Raw genomic sequence first — 23,454 nt, forward strand, 5'->3', positions numbered from 1 at the left:
GTCAATTATGCTAAACAGATACGATAACGCAGGACGCCCGAGTCTTCCTCCCGGATCCATTCAATCCTGTGACCAGTTATCTCGCACAGGGCCTGTAAATCCCGACGGCCGCTGGGGTCATCGGCCAGGAACTCGACCTGCGTCCCGCTAGGCAAACCCTGAGTCCGTTTTTTGAAACGTAAGATAGGGAGCGGGCACACCAGGCCGACGGCATCGATCTGGTGTACTGTTGACTGATCAGTCAAGACGGACGCTCTCACTGCTGGTTTGCTCGGCGGAGGACCAGCCGAACTGGTTCAGCACTGGTGGCGCGAGAGAGGCAATTACCAGGGCTGCGATAAATGCGGAAATCATAACCTTCATGATGAACCTCCCTTGCCCTGTTTGGCTTCGACCTCGGCCACCCACAGGTCGTGGTGTTGACGAGCCCATTCGAGATCAACCTGGCCGTTACCCATAGCGTCGAAGGCACCTTCCATGCCGACCGAGCCGATGTAGATGTGGGCAATGATGGCCAGCATCATCACGAACGCCACGATAGAGTGCCAGATGTTGGCATACTGCATCTCTTCGTGCGGCGTCAGCACTGTCGGCAAATCCGTTCCCAAAACAGTGTTCACGACGCCAAACGTCTTGGCAAACATTGGAATTTCAAACGGAAACAACAATGACAGGCCCGACAACGAGACTGAAAAACCCAGCAACATCACGGTCCAGAAAACAATTTTCTGACCGGCGTTGAACTTCCTCGCTGACGGATGGGCGTTGGTGAAGATGCCGCCGCCCACTTTGAGCCACTGCCAATCGAGCTTGTTGGGGATGTTGTGCGCCACCCACATGAAGAAGGTCATCACCAGCCCCAACATAAAGGCCCACGCAATGTTGTTGTGAAGCCATTTGGAGCCGGCAGCCAGAGTGGCAAAGGCCTCGGGCCCCATAACCGGAATGAGGAAACTGCGACCCATCAAGGTGATTAACCCCGTTATAGCTAATGCGACAAACGAGCCCGCCAACAGCCAGTGACCAAATCGTTCGATGGCTTTGAATCGTTCAACCGTGGTGCCCGCAGGGCCGCCTGTGATTTTGATTCTTCCGCGCACAAAATAGAACACTGCCAGTAGCGCAATGATAGCCAGGATTGCACTGCCACCGTAAGTGATGACCGGCCCCTCTCGTAACTTGTACCAGGGTATGCCTCCGTCCTGGATCAGGACGTCAGCGGCAGGCCCCCGGGCCTGGGTACTGGGGTCAATCTTGTTGTATCGAATGGCACGATAGATGTCGGAATCCGAGCGCCCTCCCAGGGTGCCGAGTCGACCACTGATCGGTGCCGCATTGGCAGGATTACCCAGGTTTTCCGAGCGAAAAGACTCGTCAATTTCCAACTGTTTTTGACGAGCCAGGATGTCTTCCAGGGTTTGAGCACCCCCGGTAGACGTGCGATCAACCGCGGGGGCCTCTTGCGCCCAGACAGGATTAAACACCAGTGTCGCCAGTGCAAGGACGACAGCACCTAACAACTTACGCTTCATGCGAGCACCCCAAAAGAATCAAGAAGAAGAGTTCGTTGCCGCCATGAGTTTTGCGGGGCCCGGGGGGGCCCGAAACTCATGGCGGGCTTAAGGGACCTTCTTCCCATAGGCCGTGCCCCATCCCCAGGCGCCGGAACCGAAACCACGGCTCACCACACGCTGGCGATAGATGTCCGCCACCTCGCTGCCATCACCGGCCAGCAGCGCCTTGGTTGAGCACATCTCCGCGCAGATTGGCAGCTTGCCCTCGGCAATGCGGTTGCGGCCGTACTTGGTGAACTCGGCTGTTGAATTGTCTTCTTCAGGGCCGCCTGCACAGAACGTGCATTTGTCCATCTTGCCCCGGCTGCCAAAGTTGCCCGCCTGGGGGAACTGAGGCGCACCGAAGGGGCAGGCATAAAAACAATACCCACAACCAATACACAGATCCTTGGAGTGCAACACGATACCGTCTTCGGTCTGGTAGAAGACATCCACAGGGCAAACGGCCATACAAGGCGCGTCTGAACAGTGCATGCAAGCTACCGAGATCGAGCGTTCGCCAGGCTTACCATCTCCGATGGTCACCACGCGCCGGCGGTTGATACCCCAGGGGACTTCATTCTCATTCTTACAGGCCGTTACGCAAGCATTACATTCGATGCAGCGTTCGGCATCGACCAGGAATTTTGCGCGTGCTTTTCCTTCAAGTGCCATGATCTACACCTCTTGTTATGCCGGCATAATCGCGCACAGGGTGGCCTTGGTCTCTTGCATCTGCGTGACCGAGTCATACCCATATGTCTGAATCGTGTTAGTGGATTCGCCGAGGACTATGGGGTCGGCACCTTTGGGGTACTTGTCCCTCAGGTCTTTGCCTTCCAGATGTCCGCCAAAGTGGAAGGGCATAAAGGCCACGCCTTCGCCAACGCGCTCGGTGACCATTGCCTTCACCCGGATGCGCCCGCCTTCGGGGCCGGAAACCCAGACGTCCCTGCCGTCACGAATGTTCAGGTTGTTCGCGTCGCGCGGATTCACCTCGATGAACATGTCCTGCTGCAGTTCCGCCAGCCAGGCGTTTGAACGGGATTCATCACCACCACCCTCATACTCAACCAGTCGGCCTGAGGTCAGAATGATGGGGAAGTCCTTGCTGAAGTCCTTCTTCTGAATGGACTCGTACAAGGTTGGCACGCGCCAGAAATGCTTATCCTCATAAGTGGGGTAGTCCTTGACCAGGTCCCGACGCGGGGTGTAGAGCGGTTCACGGTGAATTGGCACCGGGTCCGGGAAGTTCCAGACCACCGTGCGCGCCTTGGCGTTACCAAAGGGGGCACACTCGTGCTTGATGGCGACACGCTGGATTCCGCCTGAAAGATCGGTCTTCCAGTTGGTCTCGGGACCCGCAATCGCATCAATAGTGGCACGCTCCTCGGCCGTCAGGTCCTTGTCCCAGCCCAGGTCCATCAGCATCTGCATGGTAAACTCCGGATACCCGTCCTTGATCTCGGAGTTTTTCGAGTAAACGCCGTCAGCAAGCAGGCTCTCGCCGTTGCGCTCGACGCCAAACCGGGCACGGAAGGTGAGGCCGCCCTGGGACACCGGCAGGGACATATCGTACAGGTTCGCCGTTCCCGGATGGTTCATTTCCGGCGTGCCCCAGGATGGCCACGGCAGACCGTAGAAATCACCATCACAGGGTCCACCTACCGCACGCAGGCTGGTCTTGTCGAAGTGGTGCTGGTACTGCATGTGTTTCTTCAGGCGTTCGGGCGATTGGCCGGTGTAGCCGATGGTCCACATACCGCGGTTGAATTCGCGAGTGATGTCCTCAATCAACGGCTCGTCGCCTTCAATCGCAATATTGCGGAACATGCGATCGGTGAAACCGAACTTGTCGGCAAACAGCTTCATGATCTCGTGATCGACTTTCGAGTCGAACAGTGGCTCGACAACCTTTTCGCGCCATTGAAGCGACCGGTTCGAAGCGGTTACTGAGCCATAGGTCTCGAACTGGGTGGTCGTTGGCAGCAGGTAGGCGCCATCCTTGCGATCATGCAGCACCGCTGAAACGGTTGGGAAGGGGTCCACGACGACCAGCATGTCCAGCTTTTCCATGGCGTCTTTCATTTCAAGCATGCGGGTCTGCGAGTTGGGCGCGTGGCCCCACAGAACCATGGCTCGGGTATTATCGGGCTGCCCCAGGTTTTCCTTGGCTTCCAGAACACCGTCGATCCAGCGCGACACCGGAATCCCCTTCTCGTTCATCATGGCTTTGGACTTGCCGTTTTTGTCCCACACGGCAAACCGACCCTTGAGCCAGTCCAGATCTTCCTCCCAGACCCGTGCCCAGTGGGCCCATGAGCCTGCAGTCAGGCCGTAGTAGCCGGGCAGGGTATCGGCCAGGACGCCCAGATCAGTGGCACCCTGCACGTTGTCGTGTCCGCGGAAGATGTTGGTACCGCCGCCGGAAACACCGATGTTCCCCAGCGCCAGCTGCAGTATGCAGTATGCGCGGGTATTGTTGTTGCCATTGGAGTGCTGGGTACCACCCATACACCAGATAACAGTGCCCGGGCGGTTGTTAACCAGGGTACGCGCAACGCGCTCAAGCTGCCCTCCGGGCGCACCGGTTACACGCTCAACCTCTGCCGGGTTCCAGCGCTTCACCTCTTTACGGATGTCGTCCATCCCCCACACTCTGGTGCGGATGTATTCTTTGTCTTCCCAGCCGTTTTCAAAGATGTGCCACAGGAGGCCCCAGATCAGTGCGACATCGGTACCCGGCCGGAGGCGAACAAACTCATCGGCATGGGCCGCGGTGCGCGTGAAGCGCGGATCGCAGACGATGAGCGGCGCGTTGTTTTCTTCCTTGGCTTTCAGGACATGCAGCAGCGACACCGGGTGCGCTTCGGCGGGGTTGCCCCCGATTATGAAGATGGCCTTGGAGTTGTGGATGTCGTTGAACGAGTTGGTCATCGCACCGTAGCCCCAGGTATTCGCTACGCCGGCGACCGTGGTTGAGTGACAGATCCGGGCCTGGTGATCGACGTTGTTGGTGCCCCAGTAGGCGGCAAATTTACGGTACAGATACGCCTGTTCGTTGTTGAACTTCGCACTGCCTAGCCAATAGACCGAATCGGGGCCGCTCTCTTCGCGGATTTGCAACATCTTGTCGCCGATTTCGTTGATCGCCTGGTCCCAGGAGATCTTCTGCCACTGGCCGCCGACCATTTTCATCGGGTACTTCAGGCGGCGCTCGTTGTGCGCACTCTCGCGCACCGATGCGCCCTTGGCGCAGTGGGCACCCAGGTTAATGGGGCTGTCCCAGCCAGGTTCCTGGCCCGTCCATACGCCATTCTGGACTTCAGCCTCGACCGTACAGCCTACCGCGCAGTGCGGGCACACTGACTTTTTGCGAACGACTTCGCCACCCGCCGTCGACGGGGCCGCGGCCTTGACGCGGGTAGATGTCAGCGACAACGCCGCCAGGCCACCCACTGCGACACCGGAGGCCGTCAGAAACCCACGACGGTCCATCGTGCTGGCAGCGAGGGATGAAAGTAAAGATCCCGCACGGGGGCCTTTCGCTACCCCGTTGGTCTTCTTTCGTAACATGTCACATACCTCTCTCTTTTTTTATTCTCGTTTTCCCGGAGGTGTGATCATCCAAGAGCATCACGCAACCTTGAATGATTCACGCTTCCTCAAAAGCGAGCCGATTCGAAATATTTACGTGTGTGCTCAGTGTCACGGAGACCGCGGCTTTCAGGGGCGTCTTTTTTGACGACCTCGGCTGCGGCGTTCGGTGCAACTGCCACTGCGACGGCAGCCGGAGCTGCCGCGGCTGCCATCCGCAGGAAACGGCGACGGCTGTTTTCACACTTTGGGTTATCCACAGGACACCTCCACCTGAGTTAAAGGGATCGGGCAGATCCCGGTTATTGAATCGCAAATGCCTCGGCCTCTACGATCATGAAAGCCCGCCCCAGCGAGCCCACAGGCGCGTAGAAGATCGCGGATTGCGCTTCTTCTAAATCGGTAAAAAACAACGCCGCCCACTTTGCCAAGTGCGCGTCAAAAAAAGCTTTCTGTGACGACAAATCACTGTCACACACGAACTCGCCGGTGATGATGCCCGCCATGATTTCACACAGCGTGCCTATATGATCCTCAGGCTCTTTAACGTCGTCACTGGCCGTGACACCCCGGGCCATCAGATCGGTACGCAAGTCCGCAAGGGGCTTCTCGTTCAGAAAACCGGTCAGGTAATAACTGGCGTACGGCAGCAGTTCCCCGCGGCCGACTCCAACGAACAGGTTGTTATACTCCCGCTCGGCATCATAAGGCGTGGTGCGCTCGGCAAGCGCAGCCAGGTTTTTCGCGGCGACGCCCAGAGCGGTACTGTCACCCTGCAAGGATGCCAGTCCCTGAAGCAGCTCTCTCGAAGGTGGGTCACCCAGCAAGACGCCCAGCAATTGGTAAATTTGGGCTCGCGCGCGATCTTCGTCGCTGATCGAGCGAGGGCACTGAACTTCAGCAGTGTTGACCAAGTCTCAGTCCTTAGTATTATTGTTTGATTTTTGCGCTATCAACCTTTATAGCTCTGATCGGACCCGGGCGCAACCTGCTCCCGAACATGGCTATTCAAAACGCATCCGGGGGCGATAGCGCGGTTCAGGTTCGGGTTCTGGCTCAGCTTCGCCAACGACCGGTTCAAGGCTGCCGGGACCGGGCGGCAGCTCAACAGCAACCCCGGGCTCCGGCTCTTCCATAGCCCCTTCAGACTCAATCGGTTCCGGGTCTTCGGCCTGCGCCTTGATCCGGTTTTCGAGTTGCTCATCAAGCTTTTTGGTTTTATCGATCAGGCCCTGGCCCACCTTGTAAAGGGTCTTAGCGCCACTGACCGCGGTTCCGGCGTCGGTGAAATCTTCGTCATAGTCATTAAGGCCATCCAGCACCGCCAGCACGGGGTTGGATTTCCAGAGCGCGCGCAGGGCCTTGCGGCGCAAGTAGTCAGGAATCTCCTTGCCCATGAATCCAGCGATGTCGGTACCCAGCCCGATGGTATCCGGATCCGGCAAGCCGTACTTCTCCAGCACCTCTTGCTCCGGCAGGGCTTCATTCCGAGCGAGCTCCTGTGCTTCGGGAGACGGCCCGGACTCGGCAGTCGAAGGAGGTGCGGGCTCAGTTTTTCTGCCGGCTTCGGTTTTTCTGCGCGACCAGCGCTGTAGACGTGACTCAGTCATCACTGGACTCTCGGCTTCTTAATGTTGGAAGGGGCACGATAAACATCGCTTTGCTGACGAATACGCGGATCGCCTTTGGCGTCCTCGATACCATCGACACGGATCTCGTCACGACGACGCTTTTTGAAAGGCTCCTCGATATAGTGCATGTCGATAAACTCTTTGATCCAGGCCGCCAGGGACTCGGGAATCGGAACCGCTTCGACGATGCTCTCGCCACTATCCAGGGCATCCAGCGCCTCATGGGCACTGGCGGTAATGGTGCTGACAACCCACCCTGAAGGAGACCGATTGGACTGGTCCTTATCCAATATGACCCAGACGGAGGGAACGATCATATTCAAAGATACAAGGTAACCCTCTACATCGGCGCGAAATAATTCCATTGCCACGGTGCCTGCGTGGTAATCGACCACCTCGCCCTCGCGGACCAGCTCTTTCCAGAATGCCTCCGGAGCCCCCGGTATAAGGGCTACTGGCTTCCAGATGTCCCGCGCCCACCGGGTTACGCCGGGTGACCGGCGAACGACGGCGCCGACTTGTAATTCGCGTTTCCAATGATCTGTACGACTACTCATGGCATGTCTCTTCTGTTATAGCTTAAAACTAGCAGGGCCCGAACGATTATCCAATTGTCCAAAAGTAAATAGCTGTGGCATGCTCAAAAAGCGAACCGATACGTATACGCATAACAACAACGAAAAGAGTCGAATTCCTGATGACGGCACACAAGACCCTACTGTTATGTACCTGCGACAAAACACAGTCCTTTGATCCAGAGGCACTGCGGACGGCCGCGGCAGCTGGGCAGGTGATCGCGGTGGATCAACTGTGCGGCAACGATATGAAGACTGCCGCTGATCATCTGGGCGCCAGTAACGAATTGCTCATAGCCTGTGGCCAGCAGGCCGCTTTATTCGAGCGCCTGGGTGAGGACGTATACGCTGGGATTCAGCACTGCGCGCCGTTCAGTACCATCGACATTCGGGATCGCGCCGGCTGGAGTGCCGCCAGCGCGAAGCCCGGGCGTTTACATGCCAAGCAGGCGGCCTTGATCGCCGCGGCCCAGCTGCCCGCTCCCATGGCACCCGCAAAAACCATTCAGTCCAGCGGTGTATGCTGCATTGTCGGCCCCACCGAGCAGGCCATCAGGATGGCCGAGCTGGTCCAGGACGAGCTGGGCGTCACCTGTATCGTTAATGATGCAGGCCCGATACAGCTACCCTCCGCTGCTTACGATGTGGCCAGGGGGCAACTGACGGGGGCTTATGGCGCGCTGGGCAACTTCAAACTGGAATTTGCCCAGTTGCAGACCCTGAATCCCGCCGGTCGCGGTGCACTGGGTTATGGCGAGGTTAAGGCCACCGCCCGGAGCGAGTGCGACGTGTTTATCGACCTGCGCGGTGTTGGTCCCGCGTTTCCCAGTCATCAAAAACGCAACGGCTACTTCTGGGCTGATCCGACCAAAACCGGAGAGCTGGAGCGCATTGCCCTGACTGCCCGGGACCGGGTGGGTGAGTTTGAGAAAACGGTCTATTTCAAGCTGGAAACCTCGCTCTGCGCCCACTCCCGGGCGAACAGGACCGGTTGTACCCGTTGCCTGGACGCCTGCTGCACCGAGGCTATTTTTTCCGCCGGGGACCATATCCAGATCGATTCGGATATTTGCGCTGGTTGCGGGTCCTGTGCGGCGGTCTGCCCCACGTCTGCGGTGACCATGAACGAAACCCCGTTCGAGGCTCTGGTCAAAGCCATGGATGTCATGGCGAGGGTTTATCGCGAACATGCCAATGAAGCCCCGCGTCTGGTTTTTCACACGTTGAAAACGGGTGGTGATGCCATCGCCTACCTGGCTCGATATGACGATGGGCTGGCGGATGATCTGATTCCGCTGGGGCTGGAGAATACAGACCGGGTCGGCCATGCCGAGATAATGGCCGCGTTGGGCGCGGGCTACGCCGAAGTGTTGATCCTTGCCGACAACGAGATAGACCGCCGGGCGGTGGCTCCGGAAGTTGAACTGGCCCAGGCCATGCTCAAAGGTACTCATAACTCCCCCAGCCGGGTGCGGATTATTTCCGCCATCGAACTCTGCAACGCCGGCGACAACGCCGGGCGAGTGAGCGAACCGGTACTGCTGGTCGGAGGCCGCCGTGACATCACGCGGGTGACCGTCGGCGCGATGGCGGACAAGCTCGAAGCGCCGATCCCCCTGCCAGCGGGCGCACCTTACGGCGCGATCGAAATCAATTCCGACAAATGCACGCTTTGTCTGGCCTGCGTATCGCTGTGTCCCACCGGTGCCCTTGGCGACCATCCGGACCGGCCTGAGGTTCGGTTCACGGAAAACGCCTGCGTTCAATGCGGCGTCTGCAAAAGCACCTGCCCTGAGACGGCCATTACCCTCAAACCCCGGCTGGACTTGTCGAAGGACGCCCTGAGTGCCCGGACATTGCATGGCGAGGACCCCTTCGAATGCATCAAATGCGGCACTCCGTTTGGCGTCGCGAGCACCATTAACCGAATCGTTGAAAAACTGGAAAACCAGCACTGGATGTACAAGAACTCTGACAACGTTCAGCTCATCAAGATGTGTGACGACTGTCGGGTCAAAGCCCAGTTCCACGGCGAGAACGCGCCCATGGCGGGGGGCGAGCGTCCCCGGGTTCGCACCAGTGACGACTACCTGGACAGCTAAACATTAAACAGGACACAACATGGTTCAATACACAGACGCAGCGCGACCAAACCTGATCGGTACCGACGCGCCCCGGCCACAGGACAGAAACCCGAAGGGCATTGATCGCATCATCGCCATCGCCTCGGGCAAAGGCGGCGTGGGCAAGTCCACGGTGGCGTCCAATCTGGCTGTCGCGCTGGCCTCGAAAGGTCTTAAGGTGGGTCTGTTGGACGCCGACGTCTACGGGCCCAGCCAGCCCCGTATGCTGGGTGTTTCAGGTCGCCCGTCCAGCCCCGACGGACATACCATCCTGCCCCTGCGCAATCATGGCGTAACCCTGATGTCCCTGGGCCTGATGGCCCCGGATGACGAAGCCATCGTCTGGCGTGGCCCCATGCTGATGGGCGCCCTGCAACAGATGATGAACCAGGTGGACTGGGGCAGGCTGGACGTGCTGCTGGTGGACCTGCCCCCGGGCACCGGTGACGTCCAGATGACCCTGAGCCAGAAATTCTTTGTGGCAGGCGCGGTTGTGGTCTCGACACCCCAGGACATTGCCCTGATGGACGCGCGCAAAGGCATTGACATGTTCAACCGGATGGACGTGCCGCTATTTGGCTTGATCGAAAACATGGCATCTTTTGTCTGTGATGGCTGCGGCAAAGAACACCACCCCTTTGGATCCGGCGGCGCCCGGGCTGAGGCGCAAAAGCTTGGAGCGCCCTTCCTCGGTGAAATCCCACTCGATCTGGATATCCGTGTCGGTTCGGACGGTGGCGTTCCGATTGTGGTGTCAAAGCCGGATAGCCCCCAGGCCAAGGCCTTCCAGCGCATCGCCGATGAGCTTGTCGCCTCTGATGTCTACGCCAGGGCTACCGAATGAGCGAGTCACCTCAATTTCCGCCGCTATTCACGGGCAAAGCGCTGCCCAAACACACGGATCCCTTTGATAAGGCCGTCAGCCGGGCCATCGCAGGGGTCGATTCAGGCACGATTTTTTACTCCGAGGCGGTTGATACCTTGCGCGCGGCCCTGGTGCTGGCGCCGGAAACGCCTCTGGAGGAGGCTATTCAGGCCGTCTACGTTGCCCAGATAGGCCTGGCCGAAAGTCTGGGCGCGCTGGCCCCGCCCGAAGTGCCCGTTCACTTTGCATGGCCTGACCGGATCAAGGTCAATGGCGCGGTCTGCGGCGGCGTTCGCTTTGCAGCGGATGTGTCGGATCCGAAAGCCCATCCTGACTGGCTGGTCATTGGCATTGAGGTGCCCTTCATGCATCTGGGCGGCGAGCCGGGCGAAAACCCGAATCAAACCTGTCTGTATGAGGAAGGTTGCGTCGATATCACCCCCATGGCGCTGCTGGAAAGCTGGTCCAGACACACCCTGCTGTGGCTGACCTACTTTATGGACAGCGGATTCGCGCGCGTACACAACGAGTGGCGGCCACGCTGCGACACCCTGGGCGAGACGATCAGCCAGCCCCGGTCCGGTGTGTTTGTCGGCCTGGATGAAAAAGGCCGGATGCTGTTGCGTCAGGGTGTTATGACCGAGACAGTGAGTCTGATTGAATTCGCGGAGCACCTATGAAACTGGCCCGAACCCTGCGACTGGATATCTCCGATGACAATGTGTTTGAAGTGCCGGCCGCCAGCGGCGAATGGGCCATCTCGGGCGGATTTGAATTCTCCAACTGGACCGAAGCGGATCTGAAGGGCAAGGCTCGGCAGGCCTTCAGTAACGGTTGGTACAGCATCGAATCCGGTGGCCGCGCCAGTTTTGTGGGCGTGTGCGACATTACCGGGGCCGAACTGGAGCGGCTGCGTCAGACCCTGGCTCAAACCTTTGTGGAGGTGTACGGTGCGCCGGATATCGACGCCGCCTATCCTGTCGCCTGCGACGAAATCGACCAGATGCGCAGCATGTGTGAGGATTTTGAGGACAACACCCTGCTGATGGTCAGCCGCCGGCTGACCGAGTTGGGTGTTGAGGAAACCTACCAGAGCCGGGCGCCGCAGGATGCTTCGTTGGAAGCCTTTGCCGTCCACGGCAGCTACGAGTAATCACAACCCGAAGCTGCCGTAGGGAATAAACCGCACAGGGGTTCCCGGCTCTATCTGCCCGGCGCCCTCATCCAGTTCCACCAGGCCCTCGGACCAGGCCAGACCGGTCACCCTGCCCGATCCCTCAGAGCCGAAGACCTCAACCTGCCCGTTGCGGACCCGGGCGCGCAACATCTCGCTGCGCCCGGGCTTCTTGTTCTTGGTAAAGTTGGCGGGCACGGCATAGCCCTGAGGTTCGAACCACTCACCCCCTGCCAACAGCGCCATCGCCGGAGCGCCAAAGCGCAGCGCGCAGACCCAGGCGGCAACCGGATTACCCGGCAAGCCCACCACGGGTGTGCCCTGGAACATGGCCAGTGCCAGGGGCCGGCCCGGTTTGATCGCGATGCGCCAGTTGCTGATGTCACCATGGGCCTTCAGCGTTTTCGACACATGGTCCTCGTCCCCGGCAGAAACGCCGCCGCTGGTCAGGATCAGGTCGCACTGTTCAGCGCCGCGCTCCAGCGCCGCCTTCACATCCTCGGCCCGGTCCAGCGCATGGCCCAGGTCCACCAGTTGATAGCCAAGCTGCGCCACCAGAGCACTCAGCATCGGGCGGTTCGCGTCATAGATCTGCCAGTCGGTGACCGCTGAACCAACCGGCTTCACTTCATCCCCCGTGGACAGGACGCCGACGCGCAGCCGCTGATACACATCCACCGACCCGACACCGACGCTGGCGAGGACCGAAATCTGAGTCGGCGACAGGCGGGTACCCGCGGCAAGAATCCGATCCTGCACCTTGATGTCCTCTCCGGCTTTGCGTGTGTTGGCGCCGGCTTTTAATGTGCCGTTCAGGTGCAGCTTTCCCTCTGTGACCTCGCAGTCCTCTTCCAGCACCACCGTATCCGTGCCGGCCGGAATCACCGCACCGGTCAGAATCCGGATAGCATGGCCCCCGGGTACATGCCCCATGTACGGCTCTCCGGCGGCACTGCGGCCATCAACCAGAGGCAGGGCGCAGGGCACCTCGGTTAGCGGTCCTGCAAAGGCATAGCCATCGACCGCCGAGTTGTTGCTTGGAGGGTGAGCGCGAGGCGCATGGACGTCGCTCGCCAGTATCCGGCCATTCACCTGTGACAGCGGGACAGCGCGATCCACACCCACCACAGGATGCAAGCGTGAACGTAGCCGCTCCAGGGCCTCGTCTACCGGCGTCCAGTCCACCCCGGGGGGCAGGGCAAAACAGTCGTTACGAAGCGGGTTCATAGCTCTCCCGTTCATGGTTTTCCAGGGGTCAGAATAAAGTCAGCGATTCCGGGCACATCGTTCAAATCAAAGCAGGGGCCCGCAAACTCCGAGGCATAGTCCGTCGCCACGGCAATAATACTGGCGTCTTCCGGGTGAAGGGGCGCACGGGAGCTTTCCCGCCTGTGCACCTCAATTTTGGGGTGTGAATGGGTCTTGAACCCCTCGACCACGACCCAATCGCAGGGGCCCAGCCGGGCCAGCAATTCATCCAGCGTCGGCTCCCTGGCGCCCCGCAGCTCGTGCATGATGGCGAAACGCTGGCCACCCGCCAGGATGACCTCTCGCGCCCCGGCATCACGGTGTTGGTAGCTGTCGGTGCCGGGCTGGTCCACATCCACCGTGTGATGGGCATGCTTGATCGAGTTAACCGTTAAGCCCCTGCCGGACAGCTCACGAATCAGAGCGGCGGCCAGGGTGGTCTTTCCGCAGTTTTTCCAGCCCACGATGCCGATAACGTTCACTTCAGGTGTTTCTCCGCCCAGGCCAGGTCTTCCGGCGTATTAATGTTGAAAAAGTCGTCCTCACCAAAAATCACCAGCGTCTCACCCTGGGCCTGGGTCCACTGACGAATCTTGCGGACACCGTCGTTCAGGGCGGCTCTCAGATTATGCCGCAACGCGACCTGCCAACGGCCAAAGGTTGGCTGGGGCAGTCGGCCGCGTTCCGGATCCGGCGTGGCCGCCAGCACCACCGGGGTATCGCATTCGGCCAATCGTGCTGCCAGGTCCAGAGGGAACGACGGGGTATCCGCGGCGACGCTGATCAGCCACTCATGGCCCTGTTCGGCAGCCCAATCCATGCCCGCGAGCACACCCGCCAGCGGGCCCGGAAAATCACCAATCGAGTCGGCCACCACCGGCAGACCCAGATCATCAAACCGGCTCAGATCCCCGTTGGCGTTTAACACCACGGCGTCGACCTGCGGCGTGATTCGGTCGATGACACGATGGATCAATGACTGATCGCCCAGCATCAATCGTCCTTTGTCACCACCGCCCATTCGGTTTGCCTGGCCACCGGCCAGAATGACCGCACACTCAGTCATGCTGTGCCTCCGTCAATCATGCTGCGCGCCTTTGCGCCGCAGCTTTTTGTCTTCATCGGGAACCTGCGACAAATCCTGATCGAACACCAGGCGATGCTGGCCGCCGAGGCAGGTGAATTTCCTGCCTCGCATCCTTCCGATCAGCGTTAACCCGACCTGCCGGGCAATATCGACACCCCAGGCGGTAAAGCCTGATCGGCTGATCAGGGTCGGGATGCCCATCAGGGCCGTCTTGATCACCATTTCGGAGGTCAGACGGCCAGTGGTGTATAGGACTTTGTCGGCCGCCGGGATGCCGTTTAAGTGCATCCAGCCTGCGATCTTGTCGACCGCATTGTGACGCCCGACATCCTCCATGTAGGCCAGGATCTGGCGTCCCTGACACAGGGCAGTGCCATGAATGGCACCGGTTTCCATATACAGGCTGGGCGTGTGGTTAATCTGATACGAGAGATCGTAAAAGGTACTGGTGTGCACCGGTGTATCCGGCAATGACAGCCCGTCAAGCCCGGCCATCATATCACCAAACACAGTGCCCACGGCACAGCCGGAGGTGCGGGTTTTCTTTTTCAGCTTGGTCTCTACATCGGTAACACCTGCGGTACGGACCACAGCGACTTCCAGCTCTTCGTCGAAATCAATCTTCGTGACCTGATCGGTCTCTTTCAGCATACCCTGGTTCAGGAGAAAACCGAGCGCCAGATACTCCGGGTGATCGCCGATAGTCATTGCCGTGACGATCTCCTGGCTGTTCAGATAGATGGTCAGGGGACGCTCTTCGATCACGCTGATCGACTTCGGTTGGCCGGCTTCATCAACGCCCTCGACGGTGCGGGACAGCCGGGGGTCGGTCGGGTTAGGTAGAAGGGGTGCACTCGTCATTATCGCTTTAGTCCGCTCAGGAAATACACGTGCTCGAATCTGGCTGGCCTAGTCGGCGTTCGGGAAAAACAGCTGCTTGCCGTCAACCTGATAGGCACCAATCGCGGCTTGTCCGGTGTCAGACAGCAACCACTGTGCAAAGGTCTCCGCCGCCTCTCGATTAACGTTCGGGCATTTTTTCGCACTGACGGGAATAACACCGTACTGGTTGAAAAGGGCGGGGTTTCCCTCGAATAGAATGGCGGCGTCCTGTTTGTTGGCAAAGGCGATCCAGGTGGCTCTGTCCGTTAACACATAGGCGCCCAGGCTCACACCGGTATTCAGGGTTGCGCCCATGCCGCTGCCGGTTTCAAGGTACCATTGACCGGATCCGGCGTCAGGGTCGATAGCGGCCGCCTGCCACAATGAGCGTTCTTTTTTGTGTGTCCCCGAATCATCACCGCGTGAGGCAAATTTAGCGCCGGCTTGCTTGATTCTCTGCAGAGCGTCAATGACGTCGCGGGCGTCTGCCAGATTTGCCGGATCGGCTTTGGGTCCAATGATGACAAAGTCGTTGTACATCAGGTCGCGGCGATAGTCGCCATAGCCATCAGCAACCAATTTTTCCTCGGCCGGCCTGGCGTGAACCAGAAGCACATCGCCATCACAGCGCCTGGCATTTTTGATCGCCTGTCCCGTGCCTACGGCGACGACATTCACCTTTATGCCGGTGTCCTTTTCCAATAGCGGTAACAGGTAGTCATATAGGCCACTGTTCTGGGTTGAGGTGGTGGACTGAACGATGATGGTATCCGCCAGAGTGTGAGCGCTGAAAGCCAACGCAACGCAGATGATCAGGTGCTTCATAGCCGTCCTCTAAAACAGGATTTCGCCGGCTAAATACGCTTTAGCCATCGGGGTTTTGGGCGCGGTAAAAAACTGACCAGCCGGGCTCTGCTCGGCTATCTGCCCATTGGAAATAAATACGATTTCATCGGCTAAACGTCTAGCCTGACTTTGGTCATGACTGACCAGAATAACCTTGGTGCCCCGGGCGCTCTGGGCTTTGACCAACGATTCAATTAATAGCACCGATGCCGGATCCAGGCTAGCCGTCGCCTCATCCAACAGCAATAACGCAGGCTCACTCAACAGGGCCCGAGCCAGGGCCAGTCGCTGTTGTTCTCCACCGGACAGCATCCGGGCCGGTTGATCGGCCCGGTCAGCCAAGTTGACAGACTCCAGAGCCTGAATCAAACGCCGGGGGGCGGTCTTGGCGATCCTGGGGGCCGCAAAGGCCAGATTCTGTAGCGCCGTTCGGCGCAGCAGTACCGGGTGCTGAAAGACCATAGCCTGTTCATCGCGACTGGCGGCCACCGTCAGGGAGCCCAGAGTAATCAATCCTTCATCCGGAGTGATCAGTCCATGCAAACAGCGAAGGAGCATGGTTTTTCCCGCGCCGTTCGGGCCCATAATCACCGTGATGCCGGGTTCATCAATCCGCAGGTTTACACCCTGCAACACGGCACGATCACCTTTAATAAGGCGCAGGTCACTGATAATGATAGGCAGGAGCAGGTTAGGCATATTGGCGCTTTGCAGCGTATTCACGGACGCCGATCACCAGTGCGTTGACCAGCAATGACAGAGTCAGCAACACCGCACCCAGGCCCAGGGCAAGGGTCAGGTTGCCCTTCGAGGTTTCCAGTGCGATGGCGGTGGTCATGACACGGGTCAGGTGATCAATATTGCCGCCGACGATGATAACGGCGCCTACTTCGGCGATGGCCCGGCCGAAGCCCGCCAGAATGCAGGTGGTCAGCGCATAGCGGGCATCCACCAGATAGGCCCCCACCGCGCGGCGCCCGGTGATACCCATCGAGTAGAATGTATCCCTGTACTCCTGATGAAGGTGCTCAATCACCTGATTCGAAAGAGCCGCGATAATCGGGGTGATCAGCACCACTTGCGCGATGATCATGGCAGAGGGTGTGTACAGCAGGCCCAGCCAACCCAGCGGCCCGGACCGTGACAGCAGCAAATACACAATCAGCCCCACCACCACGGGGGGCATGCCCATCAGGGCGTTCAGCAAAAGGATGCAGAATTTGCGTCCCGGGAATCTGGTAATCGCCAGCCAGGTCCCGAGAGGCAAACCAATGACGGCGGATACGACCAGCGCACTCAGGCTGACCTGGATGGACAGCCAGAGAATTTCAAATAAATCCGCGTCCAGTGTGATAATCAGTCGGAAGGCTTCAGCCAATGCATCCATTTATAAGGATAGTCCTGAATTAGTACATTGAGGATTCAAGCCTCTTTGCCCCAGATTCGCAAGGATTTTGAGCGGGCTTATGTTTCAGTCCGCCAGTATCCGCTCAAGTGCCGCCCGGATTTCGCCGGGGATGGGGGCCGATGCATGTTTCCTGCGGTCCACGAACACGTGCACAACCTGACCGAATGCGGCCGCTTCCGGATCGCCTTCCCTGAAAACGCCAACCTCGTAAGTCACCGAGCTTCCGCCGATTTTTGCCACGCGGAGTCCTGACTCGATGGCCTCAGGATAGGCTACCGGTTTTCGGAACTGACAGTTTGAACTGACGATATATCCGACGACGGGGGCATTGTGGATATCCAGGCCTCCCTCATCAATCAGATACCGGTTTATGGCCGTGTCGAAGTAGGAATAGTAGGTGACGTTATTGATGTGCCCATACACATCGTTGTCCATCCATCGCGTGGTGACGGGATAAAAAACGGTGAAGTCTTCTCGTTCCAATGTCGGGCTCCTGAATCTGCGTTAGGCCGGATTGTTCAACTGTAAGGACATAATGTTCTCACATAAAGAGAACCGGTCCGGAAATCGTTCCGGGAAACAGGGCCCGACCGCTCCGACTAATCAAACAGGACAACCTGGCGGACTGCCTTGCCCGAGGCCAGCTTTTCAAATCCCTCGTTAATCTGGTCCAGCGTTAGCGTGCCGCTGAGCAGTTTGTCCACCGGCAGCTTGCCCTGACGAAACAGGGTGACGTAGCGGGCGACATCACGTACCGGCACGCAACTGCCGACATAGCTGCCTTTGAGGGTCCGTTCCTCGGCAACCAGGCTGACTTGCTGGATGGCGACTTTCTTTTCCGGATGGGCCAGACCGCCGGTGACGGTGGTGCCACCGCGGCGGGTGATCTGGTAGGCGAATTCCAGCGCTTTTTCGGAGCCGGCCATTTCAATTGCGCAGTCCACGCCGCCGCTGGTCAGGGCCTTGATCTTGTCCACGCAACCATCTTCACCGGAGTTGAAGGTGTGGGTCGCACCCAGTTCCTTCGCCAGCGTGAGCTTGTCGTTGTCCAGATCAATCGCAATCACCTCGCCGGCTCCGGCTACCAGGGCGCCCAGTACGCTGTTGAGGCCGACCCCGCCGAGACCAATGACGGCCACGGTCTGCCCCGCCTTGATGTTCGCGGAGTTGATGGCGGCACCGACGCCGGTCAGTACCGCACAACCGAACAGTGCGGCGTGATGCAGGGGTAGCGCTGGATCGACCTTGACCAGGGAATCCCTCGATACCACCGCGTGATCGGCAAAGGCGGAAACCCCCAGATGGTGATTGATGGCGGTGCCATCCGCCCGGTGCAGGCGGTGTTCGCCGCTGACCAGTGTGCCGGCGTTATTGGTTTTCGCTGCAGGCTCGCACAAGGCCGGCCGGCCTTCCGCACAGGGGGCGCAGTGGCCACAGCTGGGTACAAATACGGCGACCACATGATCACCTTCTTTCAGGTCACGGACTCCGCGGCCGACTGATTTCACAATACCCGCGGCTTCGTGGCCCAGGGCCATGGGCACCGGGCGCGGCCGGTTACCGTCGATCACCGACAGGTCGGAGTGGCACAGGCCGGCGGCTTTGATCTGCACCAGCACCTCATTATCGCCAGGCGGGTCCAGTTCCAGTTCTTCAATGACGAGCGGTTTGGTGTCTTGATAAGGGCGTTCGGCACCAATGGCTTGCAGAACGGCGGCACGAATTTTCATTGAATCTCTCCTCGGTCAATCGTTGTTCGGGCTCAGTCCATTGACGCCGATGCGTGTTCACGACCCGCCGAAACGGAGCCGCGTTCGATGCGCCAGGTGGCGTCTACCAGATCCGCAGAGTGGGTGTCGTCCGACTCTGCGATCAATACCGTCAGGCCTTCCCCGCGCAGGTCTGCAATGACAGACGTCAGTCGCTTGGCCAGTACCGGCGCCACGCCTTCGAATGGCTCGTCCAGCAGGATCAGCTCCCGACCCGGTATCAGGGCGCGGCCCAGGGCGACCAGTTTTTGTTGACCACCGGAGAGCTGCAGGGCCTTGCGCTCTCCGAAATCGGCGATCTCCGGCATCAGGGAATAAATCCACTTCAGTCGCTCTTCACCGTCTTTGATTTTGTTCGCCCAGGCCGGCATCAGCATATTTTCGGTAACGGTCAGTTCCGGGATCAGACGGCGGTCCTCCGGCATATAGCTGATGCCCATACGGGCACGGCTATAGGACGCATGGCGGGTCAGGTTCTCTCCCTTGAACTCGATCTTGCCGGCGGTCGCCGGCAGCAGGCCCATGATGGCCTTGATCAGCGTCGTCTTGCCGGCACCGTTATGGCCGATCAGACTCGCCATCTCGCCGCCGGGAATGGTCAGGTTTATATCCCGCAGAATACCGATTTTCTCGATCGAGACGTCAAGCTGGGTAATGTTAAGACTCATGTCAGACGTCTCCCTGCTCGGGTTGTGGCTGGTGGCGTTTACCGGTCACCAACTCCTGGACCTGTTCATCCGCAAGGACCTCGTCGACGGCTCCATCCTTGATGACAACGCCGCTGGCGAAGGCCAGAACCCGGGTAACATAGCGCTGGACAATCTCCATGTCATGCTCGACAAAAAGCACGGTCAGGCCCCGCCGGCGAACCACCTCCATTACGGTGTCCATCAGAGTGTACTTCTCTTCCGTGCTGACGCCGCTGGTGGGCTCATCCAGCAGCAGCATCTTCGGCTCGCCCAGCATGGCAATCGCAATATCCAGCAGTTTTCGGGCACCCTGGGGCATGGCCGTGACCATTCCATCCCGGTACTGGGTGATATTCATCTGCTCCAGAATCTCGTCTGCTGCCGAAATACGTTCCGGCGTGCGCACTGGGCGCGTCATGTTCAGTTGCCGGCCTTCAGCGGCGGACAGGGCGATCGCGAGATTGTCCAGAACGGAAAGTTCCAGGAAAAGTTGTGGAACCTGGAACGAGCGAGCCAGGCCACGGCGCATAAGTTTCCGGGGGCCGAGATTCCTGATGGGCTGGCCATCAAAGTTGATGACACCGGAGGAGGGCGGCAGATAACCGGTTACCATATTGATAAAGGTGGTCTTACCCGCCCCGTTCGAGCCGATGACTCCGACGATTTCCCCGTCCGTGATGGTGACGTTGATATCCTCTGCGGCAACCACGGCCCCAAAATAGCGGGACAGGTTTTCCGTCTTCAGTATGTCGGTCATGCTGCAGCGCTCCGCTTACGGGTGAACAGGCTCCAGATACCTTTGGGCAGGAACAGGATAATCAGTAGCAGAACTATGCCAAGAATGAGTTGCCAGGAGTTGGGAAACAGCTCGACCGCGTAGGTCCTCACCAGGATAAAGATGAACGCGGCAACAAACGGCGCGGCAACGTGGCCCGTCCCGCCAAGCAGTGCAATGAACACAAACTCACCGGAAATTGTCCAGTAAGCCATGGTGGGGTCGACATGCCCTGCCGTCAGGGCCGTCAGTGAACCGCCAACGGACCCCAGGGCGGCAGCAATGACGTAATTGATGTACAGCACCTGGCGCCGCGAGATACCCATGTATTCAACGCGCACCTCATTCTCACGGATCGCCTCGCAAGCCAGCCCGATACTGGACTGGAAGTAGCGGTTCAGGAACAGTGCCGCAGCAAGGGCCAGGACGACCGCCAGCCAGAGGGTCGTGGCGCTTTCCAGGCCCTGGCCGGGCTGATAACCCAGGATTGACCACTTCACCACGCCAAAGCCGTCCGTGCTGCCGAGCCCCTGGCTCTTCACGAGGATACCGTAGAGAATCATGGAAAAAGCCAGCGTGAGCATGGCGAAAAAGATTTCCCGGTATCGCGTCAACAAAAGCCCCAACACCATGGCCAGGGCAACTGTTGCGATGATGCCCATGCCAATGAGGGCCAGCGCATCGGTCACACCGAGGAAGCGTCCACCGAGACCGACCGCATATCCACCCATGCAGTAGAACAGCCCCTGGCCAAAGGAAATCAGGCCTGCCCGCATTAGCATGACCACACCCATGACGACGAGGGCGGCGGCAATCGCCAGGGTCGATGTGAAGACCAGCCAGTCAGGGCTGATGAACGGTGAAAGCCCAAGCAACAGGGCCGCTACTATCAGCAACATTTCTGTTTTTTGCAGACGCATCATATTTTCCTCGCCGTGGCCTGACCAAACAGTCCGTGGGGACGGAAGATCAGTACCGCAGCCATCACGGCATAAATGATGAACAGTTCCAGTTGCGGCATGGTATGGATCGAGGCCGCCCGGGCCAGACCGACGATCAGCGCCCCGATGGCGGCACCGGTAATGCTGCCCAGCCCACCGGTAACAACGACCGCGAAGGCCACGACAATGACCTCAACGCCGATGCCGGGAACCACCGAAATAATGGGTGCGGTAAAGCCACCGGCAATCGTGCCGAGGACTGCACCGATTACGAAGGTCATGGTAAACATGCGGCGGACATTCACACCCATGGCCTCGGACACTTCGCGATCGTGAATAATGGAGCGCAGAATCTTCCCGGTACGCGTACGCTCCAGCCAGAACCACATGATGGCGCCAACAACCACGGATACGCCGATCACCATGATCTGATAGCCGGATACCGTCAGCACGCCAATATTGAAGCGGCCCAGGGCGGTGTAAGGCTGATAGGCGAAATAGGGTGTCGTTCCCCAGACGAGCTTCATAAGGTCTTCCAGGATTAACAGCAGGGCAAAGGTAACGATCAGCATCAGTACTTCGTCACGCCCATACATCAGTCGGAGGATTCCCCGCTCCATGATGAGGCCGGCCACTGCTCCGATGGCGATGGCACAACCGGCAAGGAGCGCGAAGGCAATCCACAGTTGATCCCCGCCACTGGCGTAATACCAGCCTATGGATGAAGCCGCCGCGTATGCCCCGAGAGCGTAGAGGCTGCCGTGCGCCATGTTCAGGATTCGCATAACGCCATAAATGACGGTCAGCCCGGCTGCAACAAGAAACAGCCAGGACGCGTAGATAAGGCCGTCTATCAGAATCGCCCAGATGGTTAACATCTGCGTCTACTCCTGTTGGAAGGGTTCCGGTACCTCACAAGAGTCACCGGAACCAGAGTGATGGATCAGTCGCACCTGGCTCCAGGGAAGCCTGCCTTGATCCACTCCTGGGCATTGTGATTATCGGGCGGAGAGACACACTCACCGGCATAGGAGCGAACGTTACGCAGCTCCGGTCCGGAATCCGGTGAATAGTAGTACTCGCCGTAGTACATCGGTTGCAACGCCTGATGGCCATTGGCCAGTGCCATACGAACCGTGCCACTCACGGATTCGAAGGTTGCGCCTTTAAGAGTAGACGCAAGCTGCTCGTCCGACGGCTTGCCCTTGGCCCCGGAATTGTCAGCTGCGTACTTCAGTGCCAGCAGCGCCTGGGCCATCTTCGACGAAGGATAGCTGGGCGGTACACCGTGCTCCGCTTCATAGGCTTTCGAGAACCATTCACTCAGGTCGTTGTCTGGCATGAAGGCACCGAAGGGGCCACGGCCACCGATGACAGTGCCGTTAGGTGCCTGGTTTTTAAACCGGTTAAAACCGGATTCGCCAGTAGTCAGCACAGCGGTTGCCTGTTCGAGAAGGCCGCGCACATTGGCCTGTGCTACGAACGCCTCCATGTCGCCACCCCACATACTGGAATGAATGATTTCAGGACGGCGGGTCTGGAGGGCGGAAATTTCAGTGCCGTAACTGCCCTGGAAAATCTGGGGCGTCTGGTTATCCACAAACTCGGTATCTGGCATCAACTGCTTCATGGATTCCTGGAAGTCATTCCAGGAATCCTGACCCCAGGCGTAGTTCTGCTGGATACCGGCCACACGCGTGATGTCCGGGCGGGTTTCTTTCAGGTAGTGGGCGGCGCCAACGTTATCCGCAGTGGCATCAAGGCCGGTCCGGAAAAAGTACTGCGGGTTGTCCAGTTCCGGGAAAAGGCGCGGCGTGCCGCAGTCAAAGGCGATGGTGAACGTCTTCAGTTCTTCGGCGGCCGGGCTGACCGCCAGGCAATCACCACTGGAGATATAGCCGATCACCGCATCAACGTTCTGACGCTGGACCAGGTTCCGGTATTCCTCAACCTGTTTGGTGGGGCCACCGGCTTCGTCGATGACGACCGACTCCAGCCGCAGTCCGTTGATACCCTTGGTGTTGTAAGGCGCCGGCAGGGTGCCCTCGTTAATTGCCTTGATCACTGTCTCAGCGGCCTGCGCCGCCGGGACCCCGAATGGACCGGACGCACCGCCGGACAGGAACGTCACAAGTCCGACCTTGAAGGTGCCTTCCTGGGCGCTGGCGGAGCCCGCGAAGCCCATGACACCGACAGAGGCTATGGCCAGCGAGGTGGCGGTGCCCAGGAGCTTCCGCTGCCATGGTTTGGGTTGCAGGGAGTGTCCCATTGTCTTCTCCTTCATTGTTTTT

General features: G+C 59.0%; 26 protein-coding genes. 4 read left to right on the plus strand and 22 right to left on the minus strand.

Translation table 11 applies throughout. The features are described 5' to 3' along the window. Positions 1 to 5: 5 nt before the first annotated feature. From NLK58_RS15105 to NLK58_RS15140, 8 genes are all read right to left on the minus strand, one after another. Positions 6 to 260, minus strand: coding sequence for a sulfurtransferase TusA family protein (locus NLK58_RS15105; RefSeq protein WP_341581216.1), 255 nt, complete (start codon positions 258 to 260; stop codon positions 6 to 8). After that, on the minus strand, positions 238 to 363 hold the full coding sequence (locus NLK58_RS15110) for a hypothetical protein (protein WP_341581217.1): 126 nt from the start codon (positions 361 to 363) through the stop codon (positions 238 to 240). The genes NLK58_RS15105 and NLK58_RS15110 overlap by 23 nt, the downstream gene beginning before the upstream one ends. Then, on the minus strand, positions 360 to 1,532 hold the full coding sequence (locus tag NLK58_RS15115; RefSeq protein WP_008177275.1) for a formate dehydrogenase subunit gamma: 1,173 nt from the start codon (positions 1,530 to 1,532) through the stop codon (positions 360 to 362). The genes NLK58_RS15110 and NLK58_RS15115 overlap by 4 nt, the downstream gene beginning before the upstream one ends. A gap of 87 nt (positions 1,533 to 1,619) precedes the next feature. Next, complete coding sequence (fdh3B, locus tag NLK58_RS15120; RefSeq protein WP_008177277.1) at positions 1,620 to 2,228, minus strand: formate dehydrogenase FDH3 subunit beta; 609 nt, start codon at positions 2,226 to 2,228, stop codon at positions 1,620 to 1,622. Between the two features lie 15 nt (positions 2,229 to 2,243). Further along, positions 2,244 to 5,129, minus strand: coding sequence for a formate dehydrogenase subunit alpha (locus NLK58_RS15125; RefSeq protein ID WP_341581218.1), 2,886 nt, complete (start codon positions 5,127 to 5,129; stop codon positions 2,244 to 2,246). Positions 5,130 to 5,452: 323 nt separating this feature from the next. Then, positions 5,453 to 6,064 (minus strand): molecular chaperone TorD family protein, encoded by a 612-nt coding sequence (locus NLK58_RS15130; protein ID WP_341581219.1) that lies wholly within the window; start codon positions 6,062 to 6,064, stop codon positions 5,453 to 5,455. Between the two features lie 90 nt (positions 6,065 to 6,154). Beyond that, the gene (locus tag NLK58_RS15135; protein ID WP_341581220.1) at positions 6,155 to 6,760 is read right to left on the minus strand and encodes a DUF3306 domain-containing protein; all 606 of its coding nucleotides are present in this window, start codon (positions 6,758 to 6,760) and stop codon (positions 6,155 to 6,157) included. Further along, positions 6,760 to 7,338, minus strand: coding sequence for a DUF3305 domain-containing protein (locus NLK58_RS15140; RefSeq protein WP_341581221.1), 579 nt, complete (start codon positions 7,336 to 7,338; stop codon positions 6,760 to 6,762). Before NLK58_RS15140 ends, NLK58_RS15135 begins: the two co-directional genes overlap by 1 nt. 140 nt (positions 7,339 to 7,478) lie before the next feature. Between NLK58_RS15140 and NLK58_RS15145 the strand changes: the two genes are divergently transcribed. The 4 genes from NLK58_RS15145 to NLK58_RS15160 are packed head-to-tail and all read left to right on the plus strand — an operon-like array spanning position 7,479 to position 11,497. Further along, complete coding sequence (locus NLK58_RS15145) at positions 7,479 to 9,458, plus strand: 4Fe-4S binding protein (RefSeq protein ID WP_341581222.1); 1,980 nt, start codon at positions 7,479 to 7,481, stop codon at positions 9,456 to 9,458. 19 nt (positions 9,459 to 9,477) lie between these two features. Then, positions 9,478 to 10,323 (plus strand): Mrp/NBP35 family ATP-binding protein, encoded by an 846-nt coding sequence (locus NLK58_RS15150; protein WP_341581223.1) that lies wholly within the window; start codon positions 9,478 to 9,480, stop codon positions 10,321 to 10,323. After that, complete coding sequence (locus NLK58_RS15155) at positions 10,320 to 11,024, plus strand: biotin/lipoate--protein ligase family protein (protein ID WP_341581224.1); 705 nt, start codon at positions 10,320 to 10,322, stop codon at positions 11,022 to 11,024. Before NLK58_RS15150 ends, NLK58_RS15155 begins: the two co-directional genes overlap by 4 nt. Then, complete coding sequence (locus NLK58_RS15160; protein WP_341581225.1) at positions 11,021 to 11,497, plus strand: DUF6505 family protein; 477 nt, start codon at positions 11,021 to 11,023, stop codon at positions 11,495 to 11,497. Before NLK58_RS15155 ends, NLK58_RS15160 begins: the two co-directional genes overlap by 4 nt. On the opposite strand, the gene NLK58_RS15165 is transcribed toward NLK58_RS15160, so the two are convergent. From NLK58_RS15165 to NLK58_RS15230, 14 genes are all read right to left on the minus strand, one after another. Continuing rightward, positions 11,498 to 12,745: a molybdopterin-binding protein gene (locus NLK58_RS15165; protein WP_341581226.1), complete on the minus strand. Its 1,248-nt coding sequence runs from the start codon at positions 12,743 to 12,745 to the stop codon at positions 11,498 to 11,500. It lies immediately after the preceding gene. Positions 12,746 to 12,756: 11 nt separating this feature from the next. Then, positions 12,757 to 13,248 (minus strand): molybdopterin-guanine dinucleotide biosynthesis protein B, encoded by a 492-nt coding sequence (gene mobB, locus NLK58_RS15170; protein ID WP_117619291.1) that lies wholly within the window; start codon positions 13,246 to 13,248, stop codon positions 12,757 to 12,759. Then, positions 13,245 to 13,832 (minus strand): molybdenum cofactor guanylyltransferase MobA, encoded by a 588-nt coding sequence (gene mobA, locus NLK58_RS15175; RefSeq protein ID WP_117619292.1) that lies wholly within the window; start codon positions 13,830 to 13,832, stop codon positions 13,245 to 13,247. Before mobA ends, mobB begins: the two co-directional genes overlap by 4 nt. 12 nt (positions 13,833 to 13,844) lie before the next feature. Then, positions 13,845 to 14,714, minus strand: a complete 870-nt coding sequence (locus NLK58_RS15180; protein ID WP_117619293.1) for a formate dehydrogenase accessory sulfurtransferase FdhD — start codon at positions 14,712 to 14,714, stop codon at positions 13,845 to 13,847. 48 nt (positions 14,715 to 14,762) lie between these two features. Then, entirely contained in the window at positions 14,763 to 15,560 is a 798-nt protein-coding gene (locus NLK58_RS15185; protein ID WP_117619294.1) for a substrate-binding domain-containing protein, read from the minus strand. Between the two features lie 9 nt (positions 15,561 to 15,569). Further along, a complete protein-coding gene (locus NLK58_RS15190; protein WP_205422213.1) occupies positions 15,570 to 16,304 on the minus strand; it encodes an ATP-binding cassette domain-containing protein in 735 nt (244 codons plus the stop codon). Then, a complete protein-coding gene (locus tag NLK58_RS15195; RefSeq protein WP_117619296.1) occupies positions 16,273 to 16,968 on the minus strand; it encodes an ABC transporter permease in 696 nt (231 codons plus the stop codon). Before NLK58_RS15195 ends, NLK58_RS15190 begins: the two co-directional genes overlap by 32 nt. Before the next feature lie 84 nt (positions 16,969 to 17,052). Further along, positions 17,053 to 17,424: a thioesterase family protein gene (locus NLK58_RS15200; RefSeq protein ID WP_341582815.1), complete on the minus strand. Its 372-nt coding sequence runs from the start codon at positions 17,422 to 17,424 to the stop codon at positions 17,053 to 17,055. A 164-nt stretch (positions 17,425 to 17,588) separates the two neighbouring features. Beyond that, a complete protein-coding gene (locus NLK58_RS15205; protein ID WP_341581227.1) occupies positions 17,589 to 18,719 on the minus strand; it encodes a zinc-dependent alcohol dehydrogenase family protein in 1,131 nt (376 codons plus the stop codon). Between the two features lie 32 nt (positions 18,720 to 18,751). Then, complete coding sequence (locus NLK58_RS15210) at positions 18,752 to 19,426, minus strand: ATP-binding cassette domain-containing protein (protein WP_341581228.1); 675 nt, start codon at positions 19,424 to 19,426, stop codon at positions 18,752 to 18,754. A 1-nt stretch (position 19,427) separates the two neighbouring features. Beyond that, positions 19,428 to 20,204, minus strand: a complete 777-nt coding sequence (locus tag NLK58_RS15215; RefSeq protein ID WP_341581229.1) for an ABC transporter ATP-binding protein — start codon at positions 20,202 to 20,204, stop codon at positions 19,428 to 19,430. Beyond that, positions 20,201 to 21,145, minus strand: a complete 945-nt coding sequence (locus NLK58_RS15220) for a branched-chain amino acid ABC transporter permease (RefSeq protein ID WP_341581230.1) — start codon at positions 21,143 to 21,145, stop codon at positions 20,201 to 20,203. The genes NLK58_RS15215 and NLK58_RS15220 overlap by 4 nt, the downstream gene beginning before the upstream one ends. Next, on the minus strand, positions 21,142 to 22,041 hold the full coding sequence (locus tag NLK58_RS15225) for a branched-chain amino acid ABC transporter permease (protein ID WP_341581231.1): 900 nt from the start codon (positions 22,039 to 22,041) through the stop codon (positions 21,142 to 21,144). The genes NLK58_RS15220 and NLK58_RS15225 overlap by 4 nt, the downstream gene beginning before the upstream one ends. Before the next feature lie 65 nt (positions 22,042 to 22,106). Continuing rightward, positions 22,107 to 23,432: an ABC transporter substrate-binding protein gene (locus NLK58_RS15230; RefSeq protein ID WP_341581232.1), complete on the minus strand. Its 1,326-nt coding sequence runs from the start codon at positions 23,430 to 23,432 to the stop codon at positions 22,107 to 22,109. Positions 23,433 to 23,454 lie beyond the last annotated feature (22 nt).

The sequence above is a fragment of the Marinobacter metalliresistant genome (assembly GCF_038098645.1).
GTDB lineage: Bacteria > Pseudomonadota > Gammaproteobacteria > Pseudomonadales > Oleiphilaceae > Marinobacter > Marinobacter metalliresistant.

Excerpts from the sequence above, each read along its gene's own strand:
- NLK58_RS15110 (WP_341581217.1), bottom strand. The coding sequence starts at position 363 with ATGAAGGTTATGATTTCCGCATTTATCGCAGCCCTGGTAATTGCCTCT.
- NLK58_RS15115 (WP_008177275.1), bottom strand. The coding sequence starts at position 1,532 with ATGAAGCGTAAGTTGTTAGGTGCTGTCGTCCTTGCACTGGCGACACTG.
- fdh3B (WP_008177277.1), bottom strand. The coding sequence starts at position 2,228 with ATGGCACTTGAAGGAAAAGCACGCGCAAAATTCCTGGTCGATGCCGAA.
- NLK58_RS15125 (WP_341581218.1), bottom strand. The coding sequence starts at position 5,129 with ATGTTACGAAAGAAGACCAACGGGGTAGCGAAAGGCCCCCGTGCGGGA.
- NLK58_RS15135 (WP_341581220.1), bottom strand. The coding sequence starts at position 6,760 with ATGACTGAGTCACGTCTACAGCGCTGGTCGCGCAGAAAAACCGAAGCC.
- NLK58_RS15140 (WP_341581221.1), bottom strand. The coding sequence starts at position 7,338 with ATGAGTAGTCGTACAGATCATTGGAAACGCGAATTACAAGTCGGCGCC.
- NLK58_RS15145 (WP_341581222.1), top strand. The coding sequence starts at position 7,479 with ATGACGGCACACAAGACCCTACTGTTATGTACCTGCGACAAAACACAG.
- NLK58_RS15150 (WP_341581223.1), top strand. The coding sequence starts at position 9,478 with ATGGTTCAATACACAGACGCAGCGCGACCAAACCTGATCGGTACCGAC.
- NLK58_RS15155 (WP_341581224.1), top strand. The coding sequence starts at position 10,320 with ATGAGCGAGTCACCTCAATTTCCGCCGCTATTCACGGGCAAAGCGCTG.
- NLK58_RS15160 (WP_341581225.1), top strand. The coding sequence starts at position 11,021 with ATGAAACTGGCCCGAACCCTGCGACTGGATATCTCCGATGACAATGTG.
- NLK58_RS15165 (WP_341581226.1), bottom strand. The coding sequence starts at position 12,745 with ATGAACCCGCTTCGTAACGACTGTTTTGCCCTGCCCCCCGGGGTGGAC.
- mobA (WP_117619292.1), bottom strand. The coding sequence starts at position 13,832 with ATGACTGAGTGTGCGGTCATTCTGGCCGGTGGCCAGGCAAACCGAATG.
- NLK58_RS15180 (WP_117619293.1), bottom strand. The coding sequence starts at position 14,714 with ATGACGAGTGCACCCCTTCTACCTAACCCGACCGACCCCCGGCTGTCC.
- NLK58_RS15185 (WP_117619294.1), bottom strand. The coding sequence starts at position 15,560 with ATGAAGCACCTGATCATCTGCGTTGCGTTGGCTTTCAGCGCTCACACT.
- NLK58_RS15195 (WP_117619296.1), bottom strand. The coding sequence starts at position 16,968 with ATGGATGCATTGGCTGAAGCCTTCCGACTGATTATCACACTGGACGCG.
- NLK58_RS15200 (WP_341582815.1), bottom strand. The coding sequence starts at position 17,424 with ATGGACAACGATGTGTATGGGCACATCAATAACGTCACCTACTATTCC.
- NLK58_RS15205 (WP_341581227.1), bottom strand. The coding sequence starts at position 18,719 with ATGAAAATTCGTGCCGCCGTTCTGCAAGCCATTGGTGCCGAACGCCCT.
- NLK58_RS15210 (WP_341581228.1), bottom strand. The coding sequence starts at position 19,426 with ATGAGTCTTAACATTACCCAGCTTGACGTCTCGATCGAGAAAATCGGT.
- NLK58_RS15215 (WP_341581229.1), bottom strand. The coding sequence starts at position 20,204 with ATGACCGACATACTGAAGACGGAAAACCTGTCCCGCTATTTTGGGGCC.
- NLK58_RS15220 (WP_341581230.1), bottom strand. The coding sequence starts at position 21,145 with ATGATGCGTCTGCAAAAAACAGAAATGTTGCTGATAGTAGCGGCCCTG.
- NLK58_RS15225 (WP_341581231.1), bottom strand. The coding sequence starts at position 22,041 with ATGTTAACCATCTGGGCGATTCTGATAGACGGCCTTATCTACGCGTCC.
- NLK58_RS15230 (WP_341581232.1), bottom strand. The coding sequence starts at position 23,432 with ATGGGACACTCCCTGCAACCCAAACCATGGCAGCGGAAGCTCCTGGGC.